This window comes from Celerinatantimonas yamalensis, from assembly GCF_046054155.1.
In the GTDB taxonomy this organism is placed as follows: domain Bacteria; phylum Pseudomonadota; class Gammaproteobacteria; order Enterobacterales; family Celerinatantimonadaceae; genus Celerinatantimonas; species Celerinatantimonas yamalensis.
The window spans coordinates 164,603-181,415 of record NZ_JBEQCT010000005.1; the positions used below are offsets into that span (position 1 = coordinate 164,603).

At 45.2% G+C, this 16,813-nt stretch carries 12 protein-coding genes; 9 read left to right on the plus strand and 3 right to left on the minus strand.

Annotation, left to right across the window (positions count from 1 at the left end):
* The first annotated feature begins 2 nt into the window (after positions 1–2).
* The 3 genes from pdxJ (at position 3) to ABUE30_RS11925 (ending at position 1,497) form a co-directional block, all read left to right on the plus strand.
* Positions 3–737, plus strand: a complete 735-nt coding sequence (gene pdxJ, locus ABUE30_RS11915) for a pyridoxine 5'-phosphate synthase (RefSeq protein WP_408624006.1) — start codon at positions 3–5, stop codon at positions 735–737.
* Entirely contained in the window at positions 738–1,124 is a 387-nt protein-coding gene (acpS, locus tag ABUE30_RS11920) for a holo-ACP synthase (RefSeq protein ID WP_408624007.1), read from the plus strand.
* Positions 1,125–1,197: 73 nt separating this feature from the next.
* Complete coding sequence (locus ABUE30_RS11925) at positions 1,198–1,497, plus strand: hypothetical protein (RefSeq protein ID WP_408624008.1); 300 nt, start codon at positions 1,198–1,200, stop codon at positions 1,495–1,497.
* A gap of 56 nt (positions 1,498–1,553) precedes the next feature.
* On the opposite strand, the gene barA is transcribed toward ABUE30_RS11925, so the two are convergent.
* Positions 1,554–4,361: a two-component sensor histidine kinase BarA gene (barA, locus tag ABUE30_RS11930; RefSeq protein WP_408624009.1), complete on the minus strand. Its 2,808-nt coding sequence runs from the start codon at positions 4,359–4,361 to the stop codon at positions 1,554–1,556.
* A gap of 92 nt (positions 4,362–4,453) precedes the next feature.
* On the opposite strand from barA, the gene rlmD reads away from it, so the two are divergent.
* The 3 genes from rlmD (at position 4,454) to ABUE30_RS11945 (ending at position 8,506) form a co-directional block, all read left to right on the plus strand.
* Positions 4,454–5,758, plus strand: coding sequence for a 23S rRNA (uracil(1939)-C(5))-methyltransferase RlmD (gene rlmD, locus ABUE30_RS11935; RefSeq protein ID WP_408624010.1), 1,305 nt, complete (start codon positions 4,454–4,456; stop codon positions 5,756–5,758).
* A 19-nt stretch (positions 5,759–5,777) separates the two neighbouring features.
* Entirely contained in the window at positions 5,778–8,003 is a 2,226-nt protein-coding gene (relA, locus tag ABUE30_RS11940) for a GTP diphosphokinase (RefSeq protein WP_408624011.1), read from the plus strand.
* A 101-nt stretch (positions 8,004–8,104) separates the two neighbouring features.
* A complete protein-coding gene (locus tag ABUE30_RS11945) occupies positions 8,105–8,506 on the plus strand; it encodes a phosphate-starvation-inducible protein PsiE (protein WP_408624012.1) in 402 nt (133 codons plus the stop codon).
* A gap of 54 nt (positions 8,507–8,560) precedes the next feature.
* Here the strand turns inward: ABUE30_RS11945 and ABUE30_RS11950 are convergent, their stop codons facing one another.
* Positions 8,561–10,069 carry a glycoside hydrolase family 28 protein gene (locus ABUE30_RS11950; protein WP_408624013.1) on the minus strand — a complete coding sequence of 503 codons (1,509 nt, stop codon included), beginning with the start codon at positions 10,067–10,069 and terminating at the stop codon, positions 8,561–8,563.
* 503 nt (positions 10,070–10,572) lie between these two features.
* Here ABUE30_RS11950 and mazG point away from each other — a divergent pair.
* A complete protein-coding gene (gene mazG, locus ABUE30_RS11955; protein WP_408624014.1) occupies positions 10,573–11,373 on the plus strand; it encodes a nucleoside triphosphate pyrophosphohydrolase in 801 nt (266 codons plus the stop codon).
* Between the two features lie 56 nt (positions 11,374–11,429).
* On the opposite strand, the gene acs is transcribed toward mazG, so the two are convergent.
* Positions 11,430–13,346: an acetate--CoA ligase gene (acs, locus tag ABUE30_RS11960; RefSeq protein ID WP_408624015.1), complete on the minus strand. Its 1,917-nt coding sequence runs from the start codon at positions 13,344–13,346 to the stop codon at positions 11,430–11,432.
* A 462-nt stretch (positions 13,347–13,808) separates the two neighbouring features.
* Between acs and ABUE30_RS11965 the strand changes: the two genes are divergently transcribed.
* Together ABUE30_RS11965 and eno are read left to right on the plus strand one after the other, a co-directional pair.
* Positions 13,809–15,446: a CTP synthase gene (locus tag ABUE30_RS11965; protein WP_408624016.1), complete on the plus strand. Its 1,638-nt coding sequence runs from the start codon at positions 13,809–13,811 to the stop codon at positions 15,444–15,446.
* Positions 15,447–15,493: 47 nt separating this feature from the next.
* Complete coding sequence (gene eno / locus ABUE30_RS11970) at positions 15,494–16,792, plus strand: phosphopyruvate hydratase (protein WP_408624017.1); 1,299 nt, start codon at positions 15,494–15,496, stop codon at positions 16,790–16,792.
* The last annotated feature ends 21 nt before the right edge of the window (positions 16,793–16,813 follow it).

Below are 16,813 nucleotides of genomic sequence, written 5' to 3' on the forward strand. Positions count from 1 at the left end.
TCGTGAAAGATATTTATCTTGGAGTTAACATTGACCATATTGCAACATTGCGTCAGGCGCGCGGTACTCGTTTTCCTGATCCGGTGTATGCCGCTGGCATAGCCGAGTCGTCGGGGGCGGATGGGATCACGATTCATTTGCGTGAAGATCGTCGTCATATTCAAGACCGAGATTTGCAGTTACTTAGCCAAACGGTGCAAACACGGCTTAATTTGGAGATGGCGGTCACCGATGCGATGGTGGCAAAAGCGTGTGAATATAAACCGCAGTTTGTCTGTTTGGTGCCGGAAAATCGTCAAGAGCTCACCACCGAAGGGGGACTCAACGTGGTTGCAGCGAAAGAAAAAATTACTGCTGCTATAGCGCAGTTGAGCGAAGCGGGAATTGTGGTGTCGCTCTTTATTGATACTGATCGTGAGCAGATCCAGGCCGCTCGCGAATGTGCTGCCCCGTTTATTGAACTTCATACAGGTCACTATGCCGATGCTCCAACGCCGGAGAAGCAATATGCTGAACTACAGAAAATCACCGCTGCGGCAAGTTTTGCTCAAAGCCTTGGATTGACTGTGAATGCTGGGCATGGATTACACTATCATAATGTTGCTCCTATTGCGGCGATCCCTGAAATATATGAGCTCAATATTGGTCATGCCATCATTGCTCAAGCGACATTCAGTGGTCTATCTAACGCGGTGAGTGATATGAAAAAATTGATGCAACAAGCACGGAGTTACTAGATGGCGCTGGTTGGTTTGGGATCTGATATTGTTCAGATTAATCGATTAGAGGGGAAGAATCAGGACGCCTTGGCAAAACGGATTTTGAATGACCAAGAGTGGCAGCAATGGCAACAAAGCCCGCAGCCAACTCAGTTTTTAGCTAAGCGATTTGCGGCTAAAGAAGCGGCTGCTAAAGCCTTGGGCACGGGGATCGCGCAAGGCATAACTTTCCGTGATTTTATCATTGATCATGACAGCAATGGTAAGCCTTGCTTGACATTAACAGGAAAAGCTGCGGAAATTGCAGCGCAAATCGGTGCGAACCATTGGCTACTTTCACTAAGCGATGAGCGTGATTATGCCTTAGCGACAGTGATCTGTGAGGGTACAACGACCGAGTCATAGCGATCAGAAACGCAGCGCATCGCCTGCCTATCTGATAATCATTAAGAATATTTAGTCATACGGAGTAACTGGCGTGATATCACAATACCGAGTGCAACTCACCCTTATGAGTTTAGTTAAGTTGTTAGCCTTAGTGGGGTTTGGCATTGGCGTGATTATTGGCATTGCAACCATCTTTTGGGCAGCCATCTATGGCCACATGTCAATTGCCCAATCGCTGCTGTCAGCGATTATTTCCCCTTTTAGTAATGCTGCCATTATGGGATTATTTGCCGTGATCGGGTATCCGTTTTATAACTGGTATTGTTTGCGTAATCGAGGTTTGGTTTTAAGCGGCAAGTTCCTCGAAGAACAACAGCAACACAACGCCTAAGTTGTTGCCAGCGCTTTAGTGGGTATTCTAAAGCGCTGCGCCTTCGATATGATTGATCAGCGCCATGGTGGTGCTCGGTCATAGTTTTTCAACTGTTCTATCCCATCGAGAAGTTCCAATAGCTCCGGCTCTAACTGTTCGGCGCGTTGTTGTTCTGTGAGCTGGGTTTCAATCAACGCCGCCAAGCGCTGTATCGCAACGGCGCCTGTATACGCACAGCCACCATGCAGTTTATGTATTACTGCACGCAGTTGGCTCTCATCTAGTTCTCCATCGAGTGCTTGTTGCACTTGGATTTGCGTTAACTCGAGTGTGTCTTGCAACATACTGAGCATCTCTTCGGCGAGCGTTTGATTTTTAGCAGCGCGCATTAGAGCGAGTTGCCAGTCATAGATAGGCTCGTCTGACACGACAATCAAATTGTCAGACTCCGATGAGGGGGGCGCAGTTAAGCTTAACATTGCGGGCACTTTATTGATAAGCGTCGGGCAACAGCGATGAATCACTTCAAGCAGATCATCTTCATCAATCGGCTTGGACAGGTAGTCATCCATCTGCTCACCGAGTAAACGTCTGCGATCAGCGGCACTGGCATGAGCCGTAACCGCCACAATGGGTGTTGTAAAATCCCGGTAAGTTTGACGAATAACAGCACTTGTGCGAATGCCATCCATCCCGGGCATTTGAATATCCATGAGGATTAAATCGTAATGATGTTCCCCAACCATTTGTAGCGCTTGTTCACCGCTATTGCAGCTATCCACTTGTGTGACTCGAGCACTGAGCATGGTGCTAAGGAGTTTGAGGTTTGCCGGATTATCATCGACGGCCAGCACTCGTATGGGATAGTGGCTCATGATTGGGTTGGCCGCGAGCAATGGCAACTGCGACTCTTTAAGCGGCGTATGGTCGATCAACTGAGCGGCCAGTTTTCGATATTGCAACGGTTTGACAAGACAGTGTGTGGCTCCAGCATGAAGCAGTTGACGAATACTTTGTGAGTCATGATCAACAACGCCCACCAGTAAGTTATCGGTATATTGAGTGACTTGAGCGACTTGTTCGATCAACAATTGCGAGGGTTGTTCAATGCTTGCACCTAAGATGACACTGCTGTTACTGCATCGACTGGTTTGCAGTGCTTGCAACATATCCTCAAGACTATCAAAGCTGATTAAGTTGAATTTTAGTCGCTTCGCTAAGTGGTTAAGGGATTGGCAAGTTGCTGGCATGGGTTCGAATAGATAGACGCTCTGCTGGGCAAGTATCTCCAAGGGTAATGGATCGCCAAGAGCAATGTCGGCGATATCGCACTCGATGGTAAATGAGAACGTTGAGCCTTCACCGGGTGTGGAATCGAGCGTGATGTCCCCGCCCATTTGTTGCACCAATTTACGCGTAATAACCAGCCCTAACCCTGTCCCGCCATAGTGGCGGCTGATGCTGGCGTCAGCTTGGCGAAATGCTTGGAAAAGCTGTTCTTGTTGCTCTTGAACAATGCCAATGCCACTATCATGAATAGATACATGCAGTTGGAACTTTTCTGATGATAGGCCTTGGTGCTGGGTGCTGATATGTACAATGACATGGCCATGTTCGGTAAATTTCAGAGCATTGCCAATTAGATTGGTCAAAACCTGTTGATAACGCAGCGGATCGCCGTAGATCCCTTCTGGGACATCGGGGTCGACATCGAGCACTAATTCGAGTTGTTTATCTCGCCCGGATTGAGCCAGCAGCGTGACGACTTCTTCGGTTGTATCGAGTAGGTGAAAAGCGATGCGCTCAAGGTTCAATTGACCGGCCTCAAGCTTTGAAAAATCGAGAATATCATTAATGATCGATAAGAGATTTGTGGCAGAGTTCTCAATAGTTTGTAAAAAGTCACGTTGCTCTGGGTTGAGCGGGGTTTTTTGCAACTGCCGAGCAAAACCAAGCACGCCATTGAGTGGAGTTCGGAGTTCATGACTCATATTGGCTAAAAATTCAGATTTCATCTTAGCCGCTTGTTGTGCCTCGCGTTTAGCCATATCCAATTCAATATTTTGGATCTCAATTTGTTCTAGGGTCTCGCGAAGATCACCGGTAGCCTGATCGATACTTTGATGCATCTCTTCATGGTATTCCGCCAGAGATTTGGCCATGGCATTAATGCCGTTTTTAAGCATATCGAGCTCGCCCGGTAAGTTTTTTTCGGTGACGCGGGTATCGAGTCGTCCTTGTCGAATACGGTCAACCACCTGAACCATTTTCCCAATCGGGCGGGTGGCACGGCGTACCAATTGATAGGCAAACAGAATGCTTAATAACACCCCCAATAACACAATAAAGATAGCAATGGTGGTATCACGGAACTGCATTAATAGCGCTCTTTCTTTATCCATGCGCAGCGCAATGTAGCCTAGCAGTTCGGGGCGTCCAGTCGTATACCGGCTAAAACTGTCTTCGCTATCGGCCCAAATGGGTGCGCGTACGATGATATACTCGTCGTGTTCAATCACTTCCGTCGTAGTCGGTAGCGCTTGTCCCTTAGGCACTTGCAATAAACCTAAACTATTGTGGTAGGTGCCTGTGACAAATAATTGATTATCGAGGGTAAATACCGCGATACTATGGATTTGTGATGATTGTTTGCGCCGGTTAATACTAATCACTTCTTTGACCCGCTCACGACTGTGGCGAGCCAAACCAAATTCGCTGGCAATCGCTAAGGGTTCAATGACATCAATGCCTTGTTGGACCGCAAATTGTTCCAGTTGTTGGTTACGATTGGAGATGAAATACGTTGCCAGTAGTATCCCAATCAGCAATGTGGGTAAAATAGTCAGCGTATAAACGCGTGCGCGTAATCCGTATTTGGTCATAGTCAGGTCTTGTGGGAGAATACAATCAATGATCTGCTGCGCTATGATGACATAAGCGCTCGATAAATGGTATTCATGCCTCTCGAGATAATATGGTTCAATTTTATAAGGCTAAACGTCCTGTTAAGAAAACGCCTCCAGCCTTTGAATGTGAGGTCAGTGCTCTTGACCATCGTCTGTTAGGTGTTGTTCACCATCAACAGGCAACTTATTTTACCCCCGATGTGTTACCGACAGAACGCATACGTGTGCAATTGATGGGCAAACATCAGGCTAAACTCGTGCAACTTTTGCAGTCACATCCTCATCGGATCCAACCTGCTTGTCGATTTTATCATCAATGTGGTGGCTGCCAAGGGCAAATTCTTTCGTCTACTCATCAATTGCAGTATAAAGCCGAGCAAGTGTCTTTATTGATTACTCAATTGAGCGGTTATACGTCATTACCGGAGCCGACGCTGATTACAGGACCCGCATGGCACTATCGGCGAGCGGCTCGTCTTGCCACTTGGTTTGTACCTAATTTGGGCTGGCAGCTTGGCTTTCGTCAAGAAAAAAGTAAGCAAGTAGTCACCGTTGATAATTGTTTGGTGCTCAGTGAGGTATTGAATCCGTTGCTCGCACCTCTTTCTCAATTGTTAAAAAGGTTTCCTAAATCACTGCGCGTTGGGCATGTTGAGTTGTATGATTGTCTACCGATGCCTACGATACGGTTACGTGTCGGCGCCACTCTTTCACAGGCGCAACGCCAAGCATGTATCGATTTGGCTCAAGTGCATCAGGTGAGTTTTCTGTTAAGTGACGATCAAACTGAGCAATGGTTACACGGTGATAGCTGCTATTACATGCTTGATGGCGGATTAAAACTTGCCTTCATCCCAGGTGATTTTATCCAAGTCAACGCAGCGCTCAATCAGAAAATGGTCAATTTAGCGCTCGATTGGCTCGATCCAAACGATGACGAGCGAATTCTCGATCTGTTCTCTGGCGTGGGGAACTTTACGCTACCTATAGCAAAGCGTGCCAAAGAGGTGGTCGCGATCGAAGGGGTTGAGGCGATGACTCAGCGTTTAAGTGCAAATGCAGCGCTTAACCACTGCTTTAATGTGACCGCGTTAAGCGGCGACTTAAATGATCGGCAAACATTAGCGGGTTGGCTGGATGGGATCGACAAAGTCTTGCTTGATCCGGCTCGCGCTGGAGCAAAAACAGCGCTTGAGTCAGTTGCGAAAGCCCGTCCGAAAGCCGTAGTATATATCGCATGTGATCCGGCAACGATGGCGCGTGATATTGCACTGTTACGGGTCAAAGGCTACCAGTTACAACGCTGGGCACTTATCGATATGTTTAGTCAAACCAGTCATATTGAAACTGCTGTACTACTTACTGCCACATAGAACAAGTCAAGGATATCTTATGGTTTCTATTCGTGAAACGCACCTCAATAAAGAATTACTGACCAATGAGCATGATTGGGCTGCGGCTCTGAATATCCCAGTTGCTGAGCAACAGGCATTATTGGCTCTTTGTGAAGCGTTTCGCCAGTTTGATGTTGATAAGGACGTGATCCAGAATTGCCTGAATAAAGGCAAGGAGATGGTTGAGATCTTAATCACGCTAAACATGGATAGAACCACCTTGGAGGCAGCATTGCTCTTCCCGTTTACTGAAGCGAATATATGTCCTCGTGAAGCATTAGATGAGGCGCTCGTTCATCAAGAGGTGCTAGAACTTAGCAATAAAGTTGCACAGATGAATGCCATCCATGATTTACGTTCAGGTGATAACCTATCGCCCGTACAAGTTGATAATGTACGACGGATGCTGCTCGCAATGGTGGGGGATGTTAGAGCGATTGTGATCAAAATCGCAGAGCGTATCTGTTATTTGCGGCGCGTGAAAGATGAGCCTGAAGAGGTGCGTATCATCACCGCCAAGGAGAGCCAAGATATTTATGCGCCGCTGGCTAACCGTTTAGGAATAGGGCAGCTTAAATGGGAACTTGAAGATTTAATGTTCCGCTACCAACATCCGCAGATCTACAAGCAAATTGCGAAGCAGTTGGATGAGAAGCGCCTTGATCGTGAGAAATATATCGACAATTTTGTCACGACGTTGGCCCAAGCGATGCAAGAGTCAGATATTCGCGCTGATGTCTATGGCCGACCGAAGCACCTCTATAGTATCTGGCGCAAAATGCAGAAAAAACACCTCGCTTTTGATGAGTTGTTTGATGTCCGCGCGGTGCGTATTATTGCTGAACGGTTGCAAGATTGTTACGGTGCATTGGGTGTGGTGCATACCCTTTGGCATCATCTTCCCAGCGAATTTGACGATTACGTTGCCAATCCCAAACCCAATGGTTATCAATCTATTCATACTGTTGTGATGGGCCCTGAAGGTAAAACGGTTGAAATCCAGATCCGTACTCGCCAGATGCATGACGATGCAGAGCTAGGTGTCGCTGCCCACTGGAAATATAAAGAGGGACCTAATACCGGCAAAAGCGGCTACGAGGACAAAATAGCGTGGCTACGCCAGTTACTTAAATGGCAAGAAGATATGACAGAGAACGGTGCCTTGATGGATGAGCTACGCTCCCAAGTGTTTGATGACCGTGTCTATGTTTTCACTCCAAAAGGTGAGGTAGTGGACTTACCTGCAGGTTCGACGCCATTAGATTTTGCCTATTATGTTCACAGTCAAGTGGGGCATCGCTGTATCGGTGCAAAAATTGGTGGGCGTATAGTGCCCTTTACTTACCAATTGGTCACCGGTGAACAAGTTGAAATTATTACCCAAAAGGAACCGAATCCTAGCCGTGATTGGTTAAATCCAAACCTTGGTTATATTTGTTCTTCCCGAGCACGTAGTAAGATCGTGACTTGGTTTAAGAAACAAGATCGTGACAAGAATATTGCTGCTGGTAAGGAACTGCTCGATACAGAACTTGCTCGTCATGGTTTTAAATTAGCTGACACTGAACCGTGTTTAGAGCGATTCAACGTGCAAACCCAAGAGGATTTGCTAGCTGCAGTTGGGGCAGGCGATGTACGAATTAACCAACTGATCAATCACCTTGAGAGCATTTTACATCAACCTTCTGCGGAAGAAGAAGATCGCCAAGCACTGGCGTTGCTGGAAAAAAGTCGAGCTCAGATTAAAAGTCAGCAAAAAAAAGCGCAAGCCAAAGACCATATTGTGGTGGATGGTGTTGGCAATTTAATGACCCATATTGCTAAATGTTGTCAGCCGATTCCAGGCGATACGATTCAAGGTTTTATCACCCAAGGCCGTGGCATTAGTATTCATCGCAGCGATTGTGAACAGCTCGGTGAGCTCAAGTCGCGCTCACCTGAGCGCGTAATTGATGCAATTTGGGGCGATGACGTCAGCGGCGGAGGGTATTCATTAACGATACGGGTGACGGCCAATGACCGCAATGGTTTATTGCGGGATATTACCACGGTGCTCGCTAATGATAAGGTCAATGTATTAGGGATGAATACTCGGACTGATATTAAATCGCAGGAGGCGACCATGGATATTGAGATTGAAGTGTACAATATTGATACTGTGTCGCGTGTTTTAGCTAAAATTGGACAACTGCCAGATGTGTTAGATGCGAGCCGACATCATTAGTGATGAGCTTAGCGTATTGATTTTATTGTGTTCAAAATGATTCAATTACCACATACTATCCGTCGTTAAGCGGCGTATTGATTTTGTGAGTAAAAGAGATGATGAATAAGTTTAAACGTGCCTGGTATAAATCGTTAGTTGTTGTTGAAGATTTGGGACTTATCTTCATTGCCGCTTTGACCATGATTGCCATGGGAGAAGAAATTTGGAAAGTGGTGTCACATTTTGAAGTGACATTGCCTGATTTATTGTTGTTATTTATCTATTTAGAAGTCCTCGCGATGGTGGGACTTTATCTTAAATCTGGACGTTTTCCAGTGCGGATGCCGTTGTATATAGTGATCGTGGCATTAGCTCGGTACATCATGCTTGATATGAAAAACTTAGATACATTACGCACACTAGGGCTTGCTGGGGCCATGTTGGTGATTGCTTTAGCGGTGCTGGTGATTCGGTTTGGTCATACTAAGTATCCCTATCATGATGGTGATGATGATGACTAGTGCGTTGTCTGAGATAAGTAAGCCATGCGGCAAGGACTCTGCCGCATGGGTGATTTAAATATGGCCTAATGCCTCAACTTTTGCTTTCGGTGTTACTTTGACATTGGTCAGGGTTATTTCTCCTGAAACATCAATGATGTCACTGTGTTCAGTATTGTTGAATTCACACTGATTAAAGTGGATCTGATCGAGCACCGCGCCTTTGAATGAAACGATGAACATTACCCTTGGGCTGTTGTCACTGGTGATGCCACTGATGTTGACATTTTTAATCACTGGCATGAAATCACCGTGCGAGCCTTCGCCATAGAGTAGATCGATGGTCAGGAATGCTTCTTCAACGAAACCGACATGACTATTGCGTAGATAGATATTTTCAACATGCCCGCCTCGCATGGCATTGTCTTTAAAGCGTAACGCCCGTTGCAAGTGAGGACTGCTCATATCACAGTCATGGGCAAACACGTTGAAGATATGCCCCGAGCATTCACTGCCAAATACAATCCCACCATGGCCATCAAGCATTTTGCAGTGACGAATAATAATGTTTTGCGATGGCGTGTGAACTCGTCGGCCATCATGATTTTTCCCCGATTTAATCGCAATACAGTCATCGCCAGTATTAAATTGACACCCTTCAATGAGAACATCGCTACATGACTCGGGATCACAGCCATCATTATTGGGTCCATACGATTGAATAGTCACATCACGAATCGTCACATTTTTGCTCAACGTTGGATGAATTTCCCACATCGGCGAGTTTTTGATAGTGACGCCTTCAATCAGGACGTTGTTGCAGCTGTGTGGCTCGATAAAACAAGGTCGCAAATAATGGCCTAAGCCAAACACGCGCTGCGATACCGGGACATTGTTATCCGCCATCTCGATCAGTTTGTTACTGTCAGGTGATTGTTGGTAGGGTTTGGGTTGGGTCGTATTTTTCCATGCCCACCAATTGGAGGTGCTGGCTTGTCCATCTAAAGTGCCTTTACCTGTCACCGCCACATCATGTTGTTGATATGCATAAATGAGCGGGGAATAGTTCATGCATTCCGTTCCTTCAAAACGGGTGAGTACTAGCGGATAATCTTTAGGATTTGTGGAAAACTTAATGATTGCTTGAGCGCTTAGGTGCAATTCAACCCTGCTTTGCAGATGAATCGCGCCACTATAAAACAGACCAGCTGGAATAATGACCCGTCCCCCTCCCGCCTGATGGCAGTGCGAAATGGCATCATGAATGGCTTGCGTACAATCTTGGCCTGTTTTTGCGCCAAAATCGGTGATTTTAAATGTCCGATTAGCAAATATAGGTGCTTGAATGCGAGCGAGGATCTGCTGATAGAGTGTTTCATCCCAATGGCTTGCTGCTATGGGCACGTCAGATGAAGACGTTGTTCGTATCGATTTTTTGTCCGTTGATGCAAAGGCTAATTGTGCTGGCAACATAGAAGCAAGCGCCGCACCAGAGAGGCCAAGTAGGGTAGACTTAAGCGCAAGACGGCGGCTGGGATTACTTAACGAGGGGCGCTTGTTAGGTAGTAAAGAACGACGACTCATAGAGAGTTCCCTATCTTTATTGAATAATTAAAGAGTTATATCCTTACTCAAAATGAAACACCGTTCCGTGATGTTATTTGCAAAATTGTTACAAATATGGCGAACTGGCTGCCGGTAACTCGTGCTTATATCTGCGCGTCAATTGGCATTGATATCTACTTGGGATTTGTTCGATGAGCGTCTGCGATCGAATAGGGAGATATGGGATGCGCAGTTATGTTATTTTTGGCACTTTACGTTATATCAGCGTTGCATCTAGAGTTGTCATTGATGGTTGCAACACGATGTGGCAAAGATGCCTTTGTACTCAAAATAGATACTTTTCGGGTTGTTTTTTTGCTCAAAAAACATGGGTCATCCAGGGAATAAATTCTTTATTGTGCTAGTTAACCATTTGAATCGTGCTCTATCCTGCGGAGATAAGCGGTCGTAAATGCGTGCTAATTTGGTGGGTGTTTCTGTTATCATAACCGCATCAATAGATTGTGTATTTAGGATTCAATATGTCTGCTTTTGTACCGCCTTATTCATTGGATACGCTGCTGGCTATTATGGAAAGATTACGCGATCCCGAACAAGGATGCCCTTGGGATCAGCGGCAAACGTTTGATAGTGTTGTGCCACATTCAATCGAAGAAGTCTACGAGGTCGCGGAGGCGATTCGACAACAGAATTTCTCTGAACTTCGGCTGGAATTGGGGGATCTACTCTTCCAAGTCGTTTTTTATGCGCAGCTAGCTAAAGAACAGCAGTATTTCGATTTAAACGGCGTTATTGATGGCGTATGTGAAAAATTAATTCGCCGCCACCCTCATGTGTTTGGTGAGTGTGAATTTGCCAATGAAGCGCAAATCAATACCAATTGGGAAAGGGAAAAAGCCAAAGAACGCGAGCAAAAATCGGCGCAAAGTGTGCTGGATGATGTGCCCTTAGCCTTGCCCGCGTTGAGCCGTGCGCAAAAGCTACAAAAGCGTGCAGCGAATATTGGTTTTGACTGGCCAGACGCTGAGATGGTCAGTGATAAGGTTGCCGAAGAACTTGACGAAGTCAGAGCCGAGCAGCAAAGCAAAAACCAAGAGGCGTTGGCCGAGGAAATCGGCGATTTGATGTTTGCATGTGTTAATTTAGCTCGTAAACATCACTTTGATAGTGAAACGTTACTGCGCCGTGCTAATGACAAATTTGAACGACGTTTTCGCCAAGTTGAAGCGAAAGCCAAAGCCAGTAATAAATCAATAGATGAGCACACCCTTGATGAGCTAGAAGACTATTGGCAGCAAGTAAAATGCACCGAAAAAAACTAACGGTGCATTTTGTGTATCGCTCGATTTAACGCCGCTAAAGCCAAGCGGCGTTAATTTTAAGAGCGTTTTACCTCAACCAGTGCCCCTTGAATGATCTCGTCGATCACCTGTTCATCGAGTAGGGTGGATGTATCGCCAAGGCTGGATGCATCGCCTTCAGCGATTTTGCGCAAGATCCGGCGCATAATTTTTCCACTGCGGGTTTTCGGCAGGTTTGAAACAATTTGAATGTAATCAGGTTTGGCAATAGGCCCAATTCGTTTGTTCACCCCTTGTTTAATACTTAATTTAACGCCTTCTTCACCGCCAGTAGAGGTTTGCGGGCAGACGACAAAGGCATAAATACCTTGCCCTTTAATGGCATGTGGACAGCCTACCACCGCCGACTCGTTGACTAATGGATGCTCGTTGATCGCATTTTCTATTTCTGCAGTGCCAAGGCGGTGCCCCGATACGTTAATAACATCATCGACACGTCCAAGAATGCGGTAATAGCCATCTTCATCACGGCGAACACCATCACCGGCAAAATAGACATTTTCATAATTGGCAAAATAGGTCTGTCGAAAACGTTCGTGATCACGCCAGATGGTGCGTGCCATACCAGGCCAAGGGTAGCGAATACATAGATTTCCCTCGACTGAATTACCTGTTTGCTCAACGCCGTCATTGTCAATAATGACTGGTTGGATCCCAGGCAAGGGCAGCGTCGCAAATGAGGGCTTGGTTGGTGTTACCCCGGCTATAGGCGAAATCATCACGCCGCCTGTTTCAGTTTGCCACCACGTATCAACGACCGGACACTGACTTTGTCCCACGTGGTCATGTACCCAATGCCAAGCATCTTCGTTAATTGGCTCGCCAACGGTGCCAATCACTTTCAGTGAATCAAGGTCTTTATCCAATAGATACTCATTTCCCATGGAGAGTAATGAGCGAATAATTGTTGGTGCAGTATAGAACTGATTGACTTGATATTTAGCGATAATATCCCACATTCTTCCTGCATCTGGCCAAGTTGGAACCCCCTCATACATGACTATTTTGGCACCGTTAAGCAGGGGACCATAGACGAGGTAGGTATGGCCGGTAATCCAACCGATATCAGCCGTGCAAAAATATACATCGCCATTATTATATTGAAAGACATTGCGGAAAGTGTAAGCGCTATAGACCATATAGCCGCCTGAGCTGTGGACAATCCCTTTGGGTTGTCCTGTCGACCCCGAAGTGTAGAGAATAAAAAGTGGATCCTCACTATCCATTTCAGTCGCCACACAGTCATCACTGGCATTGCTAATGAACTCTTGCCAAAAAACATCTCGACCGGGTGTCATCGACACGTCCACATAAGCGCGTTGATAGACCACCACTCGCTCGACCCCTTGGCATTGGCTTAACGCTTCGTCGACAACGGTTTTCAAAGGCGTGACTTTATTGCCCCGATACCCTTGATCAGCGGTAAGCACTAATCGGGCCTCGGCATTGGTGATGCGATCAGCGAGTGCCTGTGCTGAGAATCCAGCAAACACCACCGAATGGATGGCACCGATGCGGGCACAGGCTAACAGTGCAATGGTTAACTCTGGAACCATTGGCATATAGATGATCACGGTATCACCTTTGCTGATCCCCTCTCTTTTTAGGCTGTTGGCCATCTGATTGACTGCGTGAAATAACTCTTGGTAGGTATATTGGCGCGGTGCGTCGTTGGGATCATTAGGTTCCCAAAAAATAGCGGTTTGATCGCCGTGGGTATAAAGATTTTTTTCAAAAATATTTTCAGTGATATTGAGCTTTCCGCCATCAAACCAGCGAATTGATGGTGTTTTAAATTCCCACTGGACAACATGTTGCCAGCGTTTTCGCCAAAAAAAGAATTCTGCTTGCTGTGCCCAAAAACTTTCGGGGTCCAGAGTGCTTTTTTGATATTCGTGAAAATATCCCCCTAATGTATTGATTTTATTTATCATTTTTAAAATTACCCATATCCACCTTAGTATGAGTAACGATAGATGGATTGGTGTTAACAATCAAATAACATTATTAATTACGATATTTTATTACGAAATTCTCATCCATTTGATTTATATGAAAATATTGACAAATTATGTGTAATTTTAGTGAATTGGTTTGACCAAAAAGCCAGCAGTTTATTTGTGAAATGTGATAGTTATCGGAAATTTATCAAGAAAACAGGCGAGTAAACGTGAAAGTATTGCAGAATTTTGTGAAATAAAATTACAAAAATTGATTTGTAACAAGACAATGGCATAATCACACTGCTATATTGCCAGCGAATCAAAAATGGATAGAGGCAAAACCCGTTGGATGTGGATGGTATGAATTGTGGATAGAGCGGCTGGCTGTTATACTACTACCCCGTCTTTTGTTATTCCTTAATTCACCGTTTTATCCTTACTTTCAGGTTCGGCATGACTACGAAATATATGTTTGTTACCGGGGGCGTCGTGTCCTCGCTTGGGAAAGGTATTGCTGCTGCATCATTAGCGGCGATCTTAGAAGCCCGTGGTTTAAAAGTCACTATCATGAAGCTGGATCCATACATCAATGTGGACCCTGGTACGATGAGTCCGATCCAACATGGTGAAGTGTTCGTCACTGAAGACGGAGCTGAAACTGATTTGGATCTGGGGCATTATGAGCGGTTTATCCGCACTAAAATGTCACGTCGTAATAACTTTACGACCGGACGCATTTATGCCGATGTACTGCGCAAAGAGCGTCGTGGCGATTATTTGGGAGCCACTATCCAGGTTATTCCACATATCACAAATGCCATTAAAGAGCGGGTGATCGCGGGTGGCGAAGGTGTCGATGTGGCCTTGGTTGAAATTGGTGGCACCGTGGGAGATATCGAATCGCAACCGTTTTTAGAAGCGATTCGTCAGTTAGCCACTGAGCTTGGTCGTGAAAATACCATGTTTATGCACCTCACCTTAGTGCCTTATTTGGCCGCATCTGGTGAAGTTAAAACCAAACCCACTCAGCACTCGGTCAAAGAGTTGCGTTCGATCGGTATTCAACCCGATATTCTGATTTGCCGTAGTGAACATCCAGTTCCTGCCAATGAACGTAGTAAAATTGCGTTGTTTACTAATGTGGCGGATCGCGCAGTAATTACGCTGCGTGATGTCGATAGTATATATAAAATCCCTGCACTGCTGAAATCTCAAGGCCTTGATGAGCTGGTCACACAGCGGTTTGGTTTAAATTGCCCTGAGGCAAATTTGAGCGAGTGGGAGCAGGTGATCTATGAAGAAGCCAATCCAACTAAAGAGATCGTGATTGGAATGGTTGGTAAATATGTTGAATTGCCTGATGCCTATAAATCAGTCAATGAAGCACTCAAACATGGCGGATTAAAAAATCGCCTAAGTGTTAAAATCCAATATATCGATTCGCAAGATGTTGAGATTAAAGGCACCGATCTATTAGCTGAGTTGGATGCTATTTTAGTTCCGGGTGGTTTCGGTACTCGCGGCGTTGAAGGCAAAATTATGGCTGCCCAATATGCCCGTGAGAATAAAATCCCTTATCTTGGCATCTGTTTAGGCTTACAAGTGGCATTAATTGAATTTGCCCGTAATGTTGCCGGTCTAGAACATGCACATTCGACGGAATTTGATCCAAAAACACCTTATCCGGTGGTTGGGTTGATTACCGAATGGATCAATGAAGATGGTGAAGTTGAAGTTCGTGATGAAGCCTCTGATTTAGGTGGAACTATGCGCTTGGGTGCGCAGTTATGCCATTTAAGCGAAGGCAGTAAAGTTCGTCAATTATATGGCAGTGAGACCATCTATGAACGTCATCGTCATCGCTATGAAGTCAATAATAATCTGTTGCCTAAACTTGAAGCGGCAGGTTTGCAAGTGACTGGATTGTCGGCGGATAAAAAATTGGTCGAAATTATTGAAAATCCAGATCATCCTTGGTTTATTGCAGCGCAATTCCATCCGGAATTCACTTCAACACCTCGTGATGGACATCCATTATTTGAGGGTTTTGTTGCAGCAGCTGGGGAATACAATAAACAACGTAATTGCTGAATGTAATATAAATTTGAAATTCGTATCTATAACTAGAGGAAATATAAATGGCTAACATTACTAAAGTCATTAGTCGTGAAATTATTGATTCACGTGGTAATCCAACTGTTGAAGCAGAAGTTCATTTAGAAGGTGGTTTTGTCGGTATGGCGGCAGCTCCATCTGGCGCATCAACTGGTTCTCGCGAAGCATTGGAACTGCGTGATGGCGACAAAACTCGCTTTATGGGTAAAGGCGTATTGAAAGCCGTTGCCAACATTAAAGATAGCATTGCTCCTGCGCTGCTGGGTAAAGATGCAACTGACCAAAAAGCAATTGACCAAATCATGTTAGATTTGGACGGCACTGAGAACAAATCAAATCTGGGTGCGAATGCAATTTTGGCTGTTTCTTTAGCTAACGCAAAAGCTGCCGCAGCATCAAAAGGAATGCCTTTGTATGCTTGGATCGCTGAACTGAACGGTACAGCGGGTGTTTACTCGATGCCATTGCCAATGATGAATATTCTTAATGGTGGTGAACACGCTGATAACAACGTTGATATCCAAGAATTCATGATTCAACCTGTTGGTGCCAAAAACTTTAAAGAAGCTGTGCGTATCGGTTCTGAAGTGTTCCATAACTTAGCAAAAGTATTGAAAGCGAAAGGTTTGAACACGGCTGTTGGTGATGAAGGTGGGTTTGCGCCTAACTTAGCATCAAACGCTGAAGCACTGGCAGTTATTAAAGAAGCAGTTGCTAACGCAGGCTATGAGCTGGGTAAAGACGTTACTTTGGCGATGGACTGTGCTGCATCTGAATTCTACAATAAAGAATCAGGTAAATATGAACTTAAAGGTGAAGGTAAAACCTTCAGTTCTAATGAGTTCTCTCATTACCTTGAAAAACTGACTGAACAATATCCAATCGTTTCTATTGAAGATGGTTTGGATGAGTCTGATTGGGATGGTTTTGCTTATCAGACTAAAGTTCTAGGTGACAAAATTCAGTTGGTTGGTGACGACTTATTCGTAACTAACACTAAAATCCTGCAAGAAGGGATCGACAAAGGGATCGTTAACTCAATCCTGATTAAATTCAACCAGATCGGTTCTCTGACTGAAACTTTAGCAGCAATCAAAATGGCTAAAGATGCAGGTTATACAGCGGTTATCTCTCACCGCAGTGGCGAAACTGAAGATTCAACTATTGCTGATTTGGCAGTGGGTACTGCAGCAGGCCAGATCAAAACTGGTTCAATGAGCCGTAGTGACCGTGTTGCTAAATATAACCAACTGATTCGTATCGAAGAAGCTCTGGGCGAAAAAGCACCATTTAACGGTTTAAAAGAAGTTAAAGGTCAATAATTATGTCACCGTTTATGCGGT

Coding starts and splice junctions, on each gene's coding strand:
- acpS (WP_408624007.1), top strand. CDS start 738: ATGGCGCTGGTTGGTTTGGGATCTGATATTGTTCAGATTAATCGATTA.
- barA (WP_408624009.1), bottom strand. CDS start 4,361: ATGACCAAATACGGATTACGCGCACGCGTTTATACGCTGACTATTTTA.
- rlmD (WP_408624010.1), top strand. CDS start 4,454: ATGGTTCAATTTTATAAGGCTAAACGTCCTGTTAAGAAAACGCCTCCA.
- relA (WP_408624011.1), top strand. CDS start 5,778: ATGGTTTCTATTCGTGAAACGCACCTCAATAAAGAATTACTGACCAAT.
- ABUE30_RS11945 (WP_408624012.1), top strand. CDS start 8,105: ATGAATAAGTTTAAACGTGCCTGGTATAAATCGTTAGTTGTTGTTGAA.
- ABUE30_RS11950 (WP_408624013.1), bottom strand. CDS start 10,069: ATGAGTCGTCGTTCTTTACTACCTAACAAGCGCCCCTCGTTAAGTAAT.
- mazG (WP_408624014.1), top strand. CDS start 10,573: ATGTCTGCTTTTGTACCGCCTTATTCATTGGATACGCTGCTGGCTATT.
- acs (WP_408624015.1), bottom strand. CDS start 13,346: ATGATAAATAAAATCAATACATTAGGGGGATATTTTCACGAATATCAA.
- ABUE30_RS11965 (WP_408624016.1), top strand. CDS start 13,809: ATGACTACGAAATATATGTTTGTTACCGGGGGCGTCGTGTCCTCGCTT.
- eno (WP_408624017.1), top strand. CDS start 15,494: ATGGCTAACATTACTAAAGTCATTAGTCGTGAAATTATTGATTCACGT.